We start from the raw sequence: 13610 nt of genomic DNA, 5'->3' as shown, positions 1-13610 counted from the left end.
GGCGAGGGCGCGGCATAATAACCTCCTTGTTAAATGCTTAAACAAAGGATAGTCGGAGGCTAACTACCGCGCTATTAACGTTGGGTGTCCATATTCTCATCAGGGAGTCCATATTCTTTTTCATATTCTTTTATATTCGTTTTTCCATATTATTTTTATATTTTATGGAAAATTATTATGTTTTTAATGCATCGTTATCACTCGCAATACTTTCTCTTGTGGCTTATATTCAAGAGCAGTTACCACTCTTGTTGGGTAACCACCATCAGGCCTAGGAATCTCAATCATCACGTTAAATTTTGATACATTATGATCTGGCAAATACGACAGGTTATATATATAACTATCAGAAACCTTCGAGCGAATAAGATCCGAAATATCTTCCTTGTCTAAGGATTCGATTCCCGCCTTTTCAAGTTTTCCACATTTGGCAGATTTCAAATATTCATATTTCGCATCTTCAATTTTAATTTCAAATCCATCAATTGGAAATATCTGATCAGATATTGCATTAAGTGATAATTCCGTGTCAGATTCAAAACCTTTGAAAATAGGCCTCTCAATTTTATAGCTTAAAAGAACATCAAAATACATGGATTGGAGGCTATAAACCTCTAAGCCATAGTCTGCGAAAGGATAGCCAGCCATATTTATATTCTCTTCGTTTGGCCTATCATCCTCATGCCCCATAATAACCTTTTTGCCATGTTTGAGAAAACTATTGGCGAGGATCGTAGACAAATAAATGCGAGCACGGGAAGAGAAAGTTCCCGGTATAAACCCAACATATGGTTTGAACTGCGATAGAGATTTGTGAATTCGCTCTAAACCAGACTCAGTTAAATTATTTATATAAACACAATATAGCACTGTCCCGTGCACAAACTCCAAATCTCTCGACAGAACTAATGACTCCTGAAGAACCGAGAATATGAATTCCTGATCATTTCCAATCAGGTCTCCGCATTGCACGCTATGATTTGATTTTAAATCAAGAAGCGGTAGAACCTGTTTCATTACTTCTAAGCCATACCAGCTTGATTCAATATCTTGTGAATCAAAAATAAATCCAGCTTCAAATCGGTCGGTTCTAGGAACCAAGGCTGTTCTTAAATCCTGATACTTAATTCCTTTAGAATTCAGGACATCGATCGTCGTTGCGACCATCCCTTGTATTTCTCGAAACATGACTTCTGGAGACAGGCCAAAATAGTCTCGCATTGTCTCGAGCATAATATGCCCGCGTGCATCAATTGTGTGTATAGATGTGCTCATGATTTCTCGTAAACATACCAGCTTATAGTGCGCATGCGCGTTTTAGTCCTCGGAGGGCTGTAAACGCGCATAGCTATCTCTTTGTATTAGTTAGATATAATAGAGTCTAGCCAAAATATCCCTTGTAGTTAAACGTACATGCGCGGTTTCCAAACCTATTATCTACCAACAGTGTTTTATATCTATATGACTTTAACGATACTTTCTGTGATGTTACAGAAATAATGCGCCAGATTATCTTCAAATTTCAGGGGCTTTTGTTAAAACCTCAATAATGCTTGAAAAACCAGCGTTATCGCGCTCTCCCGGAGCTGTTCGAGTCTTTTTCTAACTGATATTCGTGACGTCATACCATAGGGTCACAGGGTAAAGATGAAGTTGCTCCGTTTCTTACTATTTATAATGAGCCAGATTTATACTGAGCCAGATTTATGCTGAGCCAGGATCAGTGATTCCAGCAGCTTACAGGCCGGGCCTTGTTTATCTCTCTGTGGCACCACCAGACTGAGCAGTATCTTGCGGCTGCTGGAACCTTTGAGACTGAGCCGTACCAATTGCCCATTTTCCAGTTCCTGTTTGACCAGATGCGCCGGGATCCAGCAAAAACCTATGCCTTTGGCCAGGATCACCTTGGCTTCGTGGAAGTTGCTGACGGTCCAGCGCTGCTCGGCCTTGAGCCAGCCGATTTCCTGTTGACTATTGACGCCGGTATCTTTGATCACAATTTGCAGATGTTGGGCCAGCACTCTGTCGTCTTCAATTTCCACTTGGGCCGCCAGCGGATGGGAAGGGTGGCAGAGCAGGTAGAAGTCCAAGTCGCAAAGGGGCTCTGAGATATAACCCATGGGCGGGGTACCGCAAATCGCAATATCCACCTGATGGTTTTTGATCATCTCCTGGGTGCCGCTGATCACTGTGTCCCGCACTGTGACCCGGGTTCCGCGACTTTGGGGCAGAAAGGCGGCCAGCGCCTCGGTCAGGGTTTCCATGGGGTAGACCAGTTCCCTGGCGATGCTCAGACTCGGCTCCCAGCCTTGTTCCAGATTGCTGGCGAGCTGCTCCAATTCCCCCACAGCCTGAGTGACGTGACGAGAGCGACGCAGCAGTACTTCGCCGCATTCGGTCAGATAGGCCTTGCGGCCACGCACTTCGAGGAGTTGGATCCCCAACTGATGCTGCAGCTTGGCCACAGCATGGTTGAGGGATGATTGGCTCTTGTTGAGCTGCTCGGCGGCCTGGGCGTAACCACCGAAGTCGACGACGGCCTGCAGGATCCGCCACTGTTCCAATGTGGACTTGGGTCTGTTCATTTTCTAAAAACTCGTCAGATTTCGGCCTATCATGGGTGGAAACTGCCAGTTTTTCAAACTATTTAGCCTTTTTCGTCGACTTGGTCGCCTGTTTGACCGACTCGAGTGGCGTCACCTGCATCGGCAGGTATTTCCGGGTCGCCTTGAGCTCACTCAAATAGGGGCCTTTATGCAGTTTTTCCGGCCATTTGAGCAGCATCATCGCCAGAACATTACGGTGTTCCCCCAGAGCCAGCGCCGGGTTGCCTTTGGGGGAGCGAATAAAGTCTACCTCAGGATCGAAGGAGTTGATTATGTGCGCCTGAGTGGCTTTCACCATGGGATGATCTTTGCCCTTGCCGGCGAGCAGATAGCTTATTCCTACTTCGGCAATAATATCGTTGGTGGCATCACTGAGGATCCGCTCGCGGTTGGCTTCGAAGTAGTCGAGGATCCAGGCGAACTCCTTGGCATCTACCGGGTGCTGATAGTATTCACTGGCGGCGAAGATAAAGTGAGTCAGGCCATAGAGCTTATTGCGATATTGTGCCTTACTGAGCTTGCCATCCTCGGCATCCGGGTAGACACGTTTAAAGGCGGCTTTGTAGTCTTCCAGGTAATCACCAACGCCAAGCTGCTTGGCCCAGTAAACATAATTGATCAGCTGCGCCGCCCAGGCTTCAATCATGGCTTCGTCGGTCAGGCCGTGCTGCAGATCTGTACTCTTGAGCCCTTTGAGCAACTTGTCGTGGCAGGGCCCGGTAAATCCCAATTCATCTATGCGACTGGCGTAGCGCAGCAGCACATCGGTATAAAACAGAAATTCGGGGAAGGGTTTGAGCGCTTTTTTGCGTGCCTTGGCCCGGGGGCCATTGCCCAGTTGGGATATTGCCTTGAGCGATTCACTTTTGACAAATTCAGGGTCGTCCAGTTGGCAGGCATAAAAGCTTTGCGCTTCAGTAACCGCAAACAGATCCACCAGGGCGGCGTTGGCGTACTGCTCGTCACCTGTCATCCGATAGAGACGGATCCCGTAATGACCCTGCACCCTGGGTGGCAGCTGGTAGAGATGCTGCTCCAGATTCTGCTGAATGCGTTGATAAACCTCGTCAGCGCTGGGCTGGCTCTTGGCGGCCAGCGTACTGCTCATCACTCCCAGGCAGAGGGCAAGAGTCAGTTGACCGGTTCTCTTGAGTATTGGCATCGCGTATCCTCCGGATGAGTGTGGCCGCATCGGCAGCGCCAAACAGGCTTTGCAAACGGGCGACCATAGGTTGGGCTGATTCGTTGACCAGCAAGAGATCAAATAGTTGCGCCGGGTTGCAGCCCCGGGTGTGAACATCTATGGCTTTGGCAAGCTGTTGTTGCCAGAGCCCGAGATAATAGAGCGGCCCCTGATCGCTGATGGCGCCAAAGCTGTAGCTATAGTCACTGACTTCGGGCCAGGAGCCATTAAAACTGGCTTCAAACGCCTTGTGCAGCTGTGGGTATTGGCTGTTGCCAAAGGCTTCAAAGCTGGCTAGGGCCACTTTGGAACGAAACACCTTGAGCTGCTGCTGGTATTCTTCGGCCAATTGTTCGCGCGAGCCGGGAGCCGGCTTGAGTGAAAATCTAAATGCGCCGCTCAGATAGCGCTCAAGCCAGGCTTTGCCCACTCCGGCGCCATCCTGAGGCAACTCCAGACTGTTGTTGAGATAATAACGGCCGCCGCCACTGAGTTGGGCTATGGCGGCGCTCAGGGAAGAAACTGCGGTCTGATAGTCCTTGAGCTTCAGTTGCTGAGGCTTAAGCACCAGCTCGCTCTGGCCGGTTTGTTGGCCGACAACGGCGCGGCGCAGCATTTTATGGCGGTTGTGTTTGCCTTCGCTGATAAGCAGTTCACCCTGCAGCCGACCATGGTGATACACCCTGAGCCAGTCGTCGTTAATCTGCTCTGTGGTTAATCCCAGCGGTTTGAGATGGTCAAACAGGGCTTTTAGTACTTCAGAGCCTTTGAGCGCGACCACTTTGGTTGACTGGGCCTGTTGTAACTCGCGGCCCAGATCCCAAGGGGCGTAATCCAGTTTTTGGGTGCTGGCATCGAGAAACTTGGCCACATCGCTTGGCGTGCTCAGCAACTGAGAACTGAGGATAAAATCACTGTAGCTCGGGTAACCATGCGCTTTGGCTTGTTGTTGTCTCAGGGCAAAAACGGATGACAGCGGTAGTTGATTGCGTAATCTGGCGCGGCCCTGATAAGTGCGCCAAACCTTGGCGCGACAATCACCATCGGCCTGTTGCATCAAGTAAGAGGCGATATTGACTGCAAAAAAGCCGGGCTTTTGGGCTGATTGAGCGGCTTCCTGCTCCGCTGAATTCTCTTCGGGATTGAGAGCCTGTTGCATGCCGGGCAGGGCACATTGTCCCAACTCCAGCTTGAGATCGTCACTGCGCATTCCCTGGCGAATGCTGGCCTGGGCGCCATGAAGACGGGCCTTTTCCTCTATGCCCAGATGTTGCTGCATCAACCAGTCCAACCTCTGGGCCAATGCCTGAAGCTGTGGCTCATCATCCTGGTTCAGTTCGGATGTCAGGCTTATCAGCGCCGGTTCGCTCAGGAATCTATCCATGGTGTCGGCCAGTTTCAACTGACACTGCAACAGCAACTCATGCTGCGCCGCTGACAGGGGAAAACTCCGATAATAACCGAGGCGGTCATTGATATTGTGCAGCCCGAGGGTTTGTCGCTCCAGCAACTGCAGATCCTGAAATTCAGGTTGAAAATTGCTGCTGTATTCGACACATTGGGCCGTCAGCAAGGGGACGGCATCAGGCGCGGCCAGGGCAGGGGAAATGCCCGAGGCCACAGTCGATGCCAGCAGCGACGCCAACACCGACAGTGGCAGCCTGGACTTGAGGCGAGACGGACTCAGGCCGGAGTTAACGGCTGGCAAAGTGCTTCTTGGCATAAGCGACCCGTTCTTCCACTGACATGGGTTTGCCCGTCATTCTTTCCACATGCTGCAGCCTTGGCAATATCCCCATGCCATTGGCTATCTGGATGGCAAGCCCGGGACGGGCGTTGAGCTCCAGCAGCAGTGGTCCCTTGTTTTGATCCAGTACCATATCGGTTCCCAGATAACCCAGTTCGCACATCTCATAGGCGCTCGAGGCCGTGTGCAACAAGGTATCCCAGTGGGGCACCTCGATTTCAATCAGGTTACGCCCCGTATCCGGATGCAAATCGACCGGGCAGTCAAACTGCACCGCATGCAGACCGCGGCCGGTGGCGATATCCAAGCCGACACCAACCGCGCCCTGGTGCAGGTTGGCCTTGCCATCGGAAGCGGCGGTGGACAACCTGAGCATTCCCATTACAGGAAAACCCTTGAACACTATCAGGCGGATATCCGGAACCCCTTCATAGCTGAAGCCATCGAATACGGGATCGAACTCAATCAAGCCCTCAATAATGGCCACATCCGGCTTGCCACCGAGGGAGAACAGGCCGCTGAGGATATTGGAAACATGGCGATCAACTTCGCTCGGGGTGACTTCATTGCCGTTGGGCTTATAGAAGCGACCATTCTCCACATGGGTGATCACCAAGATCCCTTTGCCGCCCGAGCCTTTGGAGGGTTTGATCACAAAGCCGCTGCGATCTTTTACCTGCTCGGGAATGCTATTGATACCGTGTTGCTCGCGCACCACGCCTATCAGATCGGGCACGGCAATATCATTGGCAAGCGCCAGTTGCTTGGTGGTGAGTTTGTCGTCCACCCGTTTGTAAAACTTGCGCGGATTGTAGCGGCCAATATAGTCGATATTGCGCTTGTTCATATTCAGCACGCCAGCGCGGCGCAGCTGCCATGGCCAGGCAAAATTCATCTTATTCTCCTGCCAGTGGCTTGAAGCGCTTGAGCTCCAGCAGTCGATAACCCGTGTACTGACCCATCAGCAGCACCAGCGCCAGGATCACCAAATGGATACCCAGGAAGTTGAACACCCAGTGCTGTACCCAAGTAGCGCTCATGGCCAGATAAGCCAGAGTGGCTACCAGGAGTGAACCGCCACCTTGCACCATCACCTCTTTGGCGCCTTCCTCTTCCCAGAGGATAGACATACGTTCAATGGTCCAGGCGAGAATGATCATCGGGAAGAAGGTGATAGTCAGGCCTTCACTGAGCCCAAACTTGTACGACAGCAGGGTAAACAGGCCTATGATGCCTATCACCACTATGATCACCGCCGATATTCGCGAAATCAGCAACAGGTTCAGATGCGATAGATAGGAGCGGATCATCAAGCCAAAGGCCACAATCAGCAGGAAACCTATCAGGCCGGTCAGCAGTGTGGTCTGGATAAAGGCCAGGGCGATAAGCACAGGCATGAAGGTACCTGAAGTCTTGATGCCTATGATAACCCTAAGGAATACCACCATCAGCACTCCGATGGGGATCAGCAAAATACCCTTGAACAGGCTCTGCTCTTCCAGCGGCAGTTGATAGAGGGAAAAGTCGATGGCGTTGTTTTTGGCCATCATGTCTATGGAGGTCGCCAGGGCTGAACGTGTGTCTTTCAGCATGGAGAAGTTGACCTGGGAGTTGCTGCCACCCAGAACGTCCAATACCGATTTACCGCTGCGCTCCCACAGCACCATGTTTTCCGGACGTCCCTCTGTGCCTTTGACCAGATCGAACAGGTGCCATTTACCGTCCTGATAAACTTCGACAAAGGGAGACAGTTGCTGCCGACGGCGCTGATCTTCCAGATACAGACCATTGACTTCCTGAGTTGGAATACCGCGGCTATTGAGCATATGGACAAACAGCTTGGTGGGTGAGTTGGCCGACAGCAGCAGCTCTATGTTCTGACTGCGATCGCGACCGGCAATGGCGCGCATGATCTCACGGGCAAAAGAGAGGTTACCGGCACTGCGAGCCCAGGCTTCGTCCATCACCTGCTCGGCGGCGGCTTTCTCGGTCGCAGACCAAATATAAGGTGCAGGCGGCAGAGGTTCTTCCTGAGCCTTGAGTATTTCACGGCCTGTGGGGATCAGGGTGACCTTGTAGTAGAGGTCCTGTTGGCCATTGGCTTGACGAATCGACCAAAGCGCGCGGCGGCCCTGTTCATTGTTGCTGATAGTCAGGCCATAACCCGGGGAGGTGGCATTTTCCATCAAGACTTCAAATGCCGGATCCTGTGGCAGGGAGAAAGAGACTTCTGCCGGGCCACCCGTACCCTGAAAACTGACTTTGGCATCGACAGCCCAACTTTGTACCTGCTCACCGGGCAGGAAGGGCACATTGTGTTCAATACCACGATAAATACTGGCGCTGAGCCCAACAATAAACAGCAGAGCTACCACCAGGTAGAAAGGTTTCCGTGAATGCATTACCGCTCCTATTTATGGCTCGAAATCACTAAGTCTTTGGCTTTGCCGTGCAGGTAAGCTTGGCCTACATCGACAACGGCTATGTCTTTCATAAACTTGCGGCCAAGCAGCAAAGGATATTCGAGGTGACTGCGGTCGGTAAGGTTAAGATCGGTTTCGGCGGCATATTTGCCTATTTTGAGGTGGGCGTGGATCACCGGACGGCGATCGTCTTTTTCATCGGCGTCTTGCTTGATACGGACAAAACGTACCACCTTGGATTCGAAAGTTTTTCCCGGCGCATCCGCGCCATTGATCATCACATCGAATCTCACCCACTGGGCACCGTCGCGCTCAAACAGAATAATGTTGCGGGCATCGAGTGAAGAGGATTCGGCACCGGTATCGATACGGGTATCGAAACTGGCATTCAGCTCATCGATAAAGACGCTCTCGACTTCACCGAGAATATATTTGTCGCCAATAGGTGAAGCTTCGCAGGGCGCTGGCACCTGTACTTCCTTGATGGTTTCCTTGGGGGGCTGCTGCAGTTTCTTCATCTGCTGTTGCAAACCCTGAAGCTGAGTATTCAAGGCATCCAGATGCTGTTGCTGTTGATTCTGAGCCTGAGCAATCACATTGACTATGCTGGCTTCCTGAGAGGCGAGGTTGGACTGCAAGGTCTGGGCGTCGACCGGCACCGGGGCATTTGCCACTTCCTGAGTGCTGGCGCAGCCGCCGGCAAGTGTTGCCATGGAGGCCATGACGGCGATTGAAATCGTCTGTTTCAACATAGTGCTTCCTGTATTCTGTTTTCCAGATTGCGTCACTTTTATATAGGGTTCGGTGAACTCGACTTACTTAATCGCGATAAAGGTTGCCCGTTTGGGGGCGGAGTAACCTTCCACTGTCAAATTGATGTCGGTCGGATCGAGGTAATCCACCAGAGATTCGTTGCGCATCCAAGGCGTGGAGCGTTGCTCGGCCAGTGAAGTGACATCAAGATCGACACAGCGAACCTCACGAAAATCGCACTTCTCAAGCCAGAGTTGCAATGCGGCAACGGACGGAATAAACCATACATTATTCATCTTTCCATATCTATCCCGTGGCAGCAGTACGGCATTTTCATCACCTTCTATGACCAAAGTCTCCAACACGAGTTCACCTCCGGTTCGCAATTGATCACGCAATTGCAATAAGTGGTCAATTGGTGAGCGCCTGTGGTACAGCACCCCCATGGAGAACACAGTATCGAAGGCGTCCAGTGGCGGCAGTTCTTCTATACCCAAAGGCAGCAGGTGCACCGGCGGAGTCCCGCCGGCCAGGCGTTTGACCGCTTCAAACTGGCATAAAAACAGTGAAGAGGGGTCGACACCTACCACCATTTTGGCGCCTTCACCATACATGCGCCACATGTGATAGCCGCTACCGCAACCCACGTCCAGCACGGTTCTGCCTGCCAGTGGGCTGATATGGGGCGCGACCCGCTCCCACTTCCAATCGGAGCGCCACTCGGTATCGATATGAATGCCATGGATATGAAATGGCCCCTTGCGCCAGGGATGCAGCAACTGCAGCAGGTTTTCCAGTTTTTCCCGCTGCCCCGTTGCCAGTTGCTCCCCGGAGCCTATGGTGACACTGTCTTTGAAATCCAGGCTGTCGGGGCTGGGGTAATTGAGCTTGGCGAGCACTTTCTCCCACTTGGGCAGGGCACAGTGCTTGTGCTCTCTTTGCCAGTCGCCGAGTTTGGCCGGCAGTGTTTCCAACCAATGCTGCAGATTGGAGTCGGCAATCTGTTGATAGAAATTACTGAAACTGATCACTTGATAGCTACCATGGATGTGAAATTGAAGCACTGGAACCAGACACCGTAATGGGCAAAACCGGCCTGGGATAATCTGTTGTAGTGATTGCTGAGTTGATCAGGTTTCATCACGTTTTCCAGTGCGCTGCGCTTTTGGCTGATCTCCAACTCGCTATAGCCATTGGCACGTTTGAAATCCAGATGATGTTCATCCAGTACTTGCTGGATAACCTCATCGCCGAAGCGGATTTTTTCCGACAGCACCAAGGCGCCACCGGGTCTTAAGCCTGCATATATTTTCTGGATCAGGGTATCGCGATCCTCGGGCGGCAGAAACTGTAAAGTAAAGTTGAGCACCACCAAGGAGGCGTCTTCGATGGCGATATCACGGATATCACCACAAATAAGCTGCACTTGGGTATCGCTGACATAAGCATTGAGATATTCCTGGCAGCGCTCGGTCATCGCCGGCGAGTTGTCGACGGCGATAATCTCGCAGCCCTTGCCTTCAATACGCCTACGAATACTTAAAGTTGCCGCGCCAAGAGAACACCCTAAATCATAGACTTTACTGTCTTGTGTCACAAAGCGCTCGGCGAAGTCGCCAATGGTGTTGATTATCTGGCCGTAACCCGGCACAGAGCGGCGGATCATATCGCTGAATACGCCGGCTACCCTGTCATCAAAAGCAAAGTCTGAGACCTGACCGCAGTCAGTCGCATATATGGTGTCTTGAGAAGTGTTCATCTGAAATCTTGTGCGGGAAAATCAGTGACGTATTTTACCGAATCCCGCGTGAAAGCAGCAAGTGCGCTCTGGTAATTGACGCAAATTTTTTGTCTAATAGTGCAGGAATAACAAAATAATTACATCGCCTTACCAGGAAATAAGCACTTGAAATCGCTGACCTCTCTTTTGAGTCTATTGTGTGTGCTCGTATGTCTGCCGCTGGATGCGGCCACTCAAGTCCAGTCCCCCGCCAAACCACTCGTCATAGTGATGGGGGAGGATAGTTATCCCTACCAATTTGTTGATGATGCCGGCCAGCCGCAGGGGATCCTGGTTGATCTCTGGCAGGAATGGAGCCGGGTCAATCAAAGACCCATCACCCTAGTGGCGCGGCACTGGAACGATTCCCTGAAGCAGCTCAAAGAAGGCAAGGCGGATGTACACCTGGCGTTGGCGCTGACCCCGGAGCGCGAGGCCGAATTTGAATTTGCCAAGCCCATCAGTCGTATTGATACTTACCTTTATCTACACTCTGAACTCAGGCACAAGGACAGTTTTGAGAAGCTGCTGCCGTATCGGATAGGGATAGTCAAAGGCTCATCCCACGAATCGGATCTTAAGGCTCAGGAGTCCGGCCTTTCATTTGCCTTATACCCAGGTCGCGACGCATTGCTCAAGGCGGTATCCCGCGGAGAAATCAAGGTGTTTGCCGGCATGGAAGGGTATCTTCGTGATCGGCAATTGGCTCGCAGTATTGCCCAGCAATATCCCACCGCCAATCGGATGCTGATAAAGCACTCACCGGTGGCGCCGGCTGTCGCCAAAGGCAGGCAGGCCTTGGTGGCTGAAATCGATAGTGGCTTTGCCCAGATCACTCCTGAGTTTATCGTCCAGACCCAGAGGCGTTGGCTGGGGTATCGCGCCGATCAGCATGGGATCACGGTTGCCATGCCACTGAATATGGAGCCGTTTTCCGATCTTGGCCCGGATGGCTTACCCCACGGCCTGTATGTGGATATCTGGCACAAATGGTCCGCCAAAACCGGGGTGCCGGTGGAGTTCGTTGCCGGTAGCATGAACAGCACTCTGGAGCAGGTCAAGCAGGGGATTGTCGATGCCCATATAGGCTATCCGGAAAGTGACGATCTCAGCTCTGGACTCAAGCGTGCCTGGCACTTACACACCCAAAGCAGCCGTCTGTTTCTCAAAGGCCAGATGGAGAGCCCGCTGGCGCTATTGGACGGTAAACGCTTGGGGATTTTCCCATCATCACCCTATATCACAGAGCTGAAACAGGCCTTGCCCAAGGTACAGCTCAAGTATTTCGACTCTCTCGATGCCATGGTCAATGCCGCCGACCGGGGCGATATCTCAGGCTTCGTCTCGCCCTCGGCCTGGACTCAGCACTATCTGTTGACTCATGGACTCTGGGCCGGTTACCAGCAAGCAAAAGCCTTGCAGTTCAGCTCAGATATCTATGTGTTGACCCGCAGGCAGGACGATGGCCTGACCCAAAGGCTGATCGCAGGCTTTAATCTGTTGACCCGCGACGAGTTGGCGGCGCTGGAAAACAAATGGATGCTCAATAGTGACGATCATGTTTACAGCAGGGATCAGAGTCGGCTGCCATTGACCCAGGCAGAGCTGGGCTATCTTGAAAGCTTGCCCGAGCTTAAAGTGGGTTACCTCAAGGATTGGCCCCCCTTTGAATTCAAGGATGAGCAGGGGCAGTTTGCCGGAATTAATGCCGACGTGATGACGAGGGTGGCGCAGCAGTTGGGGCTTAAACTGCTGCCCGTGGCTTTCGATGAGTGGCGTGATCTCCTCAAGGCGCTTGGCAGCGGCGAAGTGGTGATGGCCGCCAGTCTGGCGGCGAGGGATGAGCAAGATGCTGCGCTGGCTTTTTCCGACGGTTATTGGCCATCGCCCTGGGCCATGGTTTCCACCGTGGATCATCTGAATCTTTATAGCCTGGGACAACTCAATGGCCAGCGAGTGGCGATTGTTGAAGGTTATCAGTTGGCCGGTGAGCTTATGGCCAAGAGCCAGGGCATAAGCCCAGTGTTGGTGCCCGGCATGCGCGAAGGGTTGGAAGCCGTCAACCTGGGAAGGGCAGATCTCTTTATTGATAAAGTGGTATCGCTGGCCTCGGCACTTTCTACCGGGCAATATCCGGCGCTGAAGATGAACCTGATAACCGATATGGCCGATCAAAAGAGCCATATTGGCGTCACGCCCGGCTATAAACCCTTGGTACCTTTGATTAACCGGGTGATAAGCGGTATAGATGACAGCCAACGGCAAAGGATCCATGAAAAATGGGTTGGCACTGTGATTACCGACAAGAGCCAACAATACAAGGAGTGGTTGGGCTATTTTCTGTTGGCACTCTTGATTGCGCTGTTTATTGTACTGCTGGTGTTGCAGCTCAATCGGCGCCTCAGCCGGGAAATGAGCTTAAGGCGTGAGGCCGAGCTCAAGATGAAGCATCTTGCCAATCACGATCCGCTCACCGGCTTACCCAACAGGGCACTGCTCGATGACAGGCTGGAGCAGGCGTTTTTGCAACATGCCAGAGAGCAGGAGCGTTTTGCGGTGCTGTTTTTGGATGTCGATGGCTTCAAAGCCATAAACGACACCTATGGTCACGAGGTGGGTGACAGAATGCTGGTACAGGTCACCCAGCGCCTGGCCGCGGTGATCCGTAAATCTGATACTCTGGTGCGCTTTGGCGGTGACGAGTTTGTGGTGATACTCAATCGAATTCAGGATTTCGATGCCGTCTGCCAGGTGGCGGATAACTTGATCCAATCGCTTGCCGGGCCACTCAAGTGGCAAAACATCAGTGTGCAGCTGTCACTCAGTGTCGGGATCAGCGTGTATCCGGTGGACGGCGACAACGCCATCGAACTGCTCAAACGGGCCGATCAACTCATGTATCGCGCCAAAGAGAGTGGCGGCAGCTGTTATCGCAGTGCCTGATTGTTGTTATTTTGAACGCTCGTGCCTTGACCTTGGTTCAGCCACTGGTCAAAGGGAGCAAACTGTTTGATACTTCACCGTCTGAAAGTGAAGTACTTTGGTAAGTGGCAGATATTCTCTATAATGCCGCTCTTATCGTGTTGAATCGTTCCAGAGCTCAGCAGGCCGGAATAAA

At 52.0% G+C, this 13610-nt stretch carries 10 protein-coding genes; 1 reads left to right on the top strand and 9 read right to left on the bottom strand.

The genetic code is table 11. The features are described 5' to 3' along the window. Positions 1-183: 183 nt before the first annotated feature. The 9 genes from ACMHXE_RS03485 to cmoA all read right to left on the bottom strand — a co-directional run bounded on the left by ACMHXE_RS03485 (position 184) and on the right by cmoA (position 10471). Positions 184-1275 carry a hypothetical protein gene (locus ACMHXE_RS03485; protein ID WP_413731390.1) on the bottom strand — a complete coding sequence of 364 codons (1092 nt, stop codon included), beginning with the start codon at positions 1273-1275 and terminating at the stop codon, positions 184-186. Positions 1276-1688: 413 nt separating this feature from the next. Then, positions 1689-2585 (bottom strand): LysR family transcriptional regulator, encoded by an 897-nt coding sequence (locus ACMHXE_RS03480; RefSeq protein ID WP_025009685.1) that lies wholly within the window; start codon positions 2583-2585, stop codon positions 1689-1691. Between the two features lie 58 nt (positions 2586-2643). After that, positions 2644-3714 carry a DUF3541 domain-containing protein gene (locus ACMHXE_RS03475; protein WP_345881516.1) on the bottom strand — a complete coding sequence of 357 codons (1071 nt, stop codon included), beginning with the start codon at positions 3712-3714 and terminating at the stop codon, positions 2644-2646. Continuing rightward, complete coding sequence (locus tag ACMHXE_RS03470; RefSeq protein WP_413731388.1) at positions 3674-5512, bottom strand: M3 family metallopeptidase; 1839 nt, start codon at positions 5510-5512, stop codon at positions 3674-3676. The genes ACMHXE_RS03475 and ACMHXE_RS03470 overlap by 41 nt, the downstream gene beginning before the upstream one ends. Further along, positions 5484-6431 (bottom strand): alpha-L-glutamate ligase-like protein, encoded by a 948-nt coding sequence (locus ACMHXE_RS03465; protein ID WP_025009688.1) that lies wholly within the window; start codon positions 6429-6431, stop codon positions 5484-5486. Before ACMHXE_RS03465 ends, ACMHXE_RS03470 begins: the two co-directional genes overlap by 29 nt. 1 nt (position 6432) lies before the next feature. Next, on the bottom strand, positions 6433-7938 hold the full coding sequence (locus ACMHXE_RS03460; protein WP_028779244.1) for an inactive transglutaminase family protein: 1506 nt from the start codon (positions 7936-7938) through the stop codon (positions 6433-6435). 8 nt (positions 7939-7946) lie between these two features. Next, positions 7947-8711 carry an ATP-dependent zinc protease gene (locus ACMHXE_RS03455; RefSeq protein WP_037436565.1) on the bottom strand — a complete coding sequence of 255 codons (765 nt, stop codon included), beginning with the start codon at positions 8709-8711 and terminating at the stop codon, positions 7947-7949. Between the two features lie 63 nt (positions 8712-8774). Further along, positions 8775-9743, bottom strand: coding sequence for a tRNA 5-methoxyuridine(34)/uridine 5-oxyacetic acid(34) synthase CmoB (cmoB, locus tag ACMHXE_RS03450; protein WP_413731393.1), 969 nt, complete (start codon positions 9741-9743; stop codon positions 8775-8777). Further along, a complete protein-coding gene (gene cmoA / locus ACMHXE_RS03445) occupies positions 9740-10471 on the bottom strand; it encodes a carboxy-S-adenosyl-L-methionine synthase CmoA (RefSeq protein WP_044734441.1) in 732 nt (243 codons plus the stop codon). Before cmoA ends, cmoB begins: the two co-directional genes overlap by 4 nt. A 147-nt stretch (positions 10472-10618) precedes the next feature. Here cmoA and ACMHXE_RS03440 point away from each other — a divergent pair, with 147 nt between their 5' ends. Beyond that, entirely contained in the window at positions 10619-13435 is a 2817-nt protein-coding gene (locus tag ACMHXE_RS03440) for a diguanylate cyclase domain-containing protein (protein ID WP_413731385.1), read from the top strand. The last annotated feature ends 175 nt before the right edge of the window (positions 13436-13610 follow it).

This window comes from Shewanella sp. BJSY2023SW007 (assembly GCF_047314525.1).
GTDB classification, from domain to species: Bacteria; Pseudomonadota; Gammaproteobacteria; order Enterobacterales; family Shewanellaceae; genus Shewanella; species Shewanella chilikensis.
The sequence above is the reverse complement of the archived record's forward strand: the minus strand, read 5'-3'. Positions and strand labels throughout refer to the sequence as shown.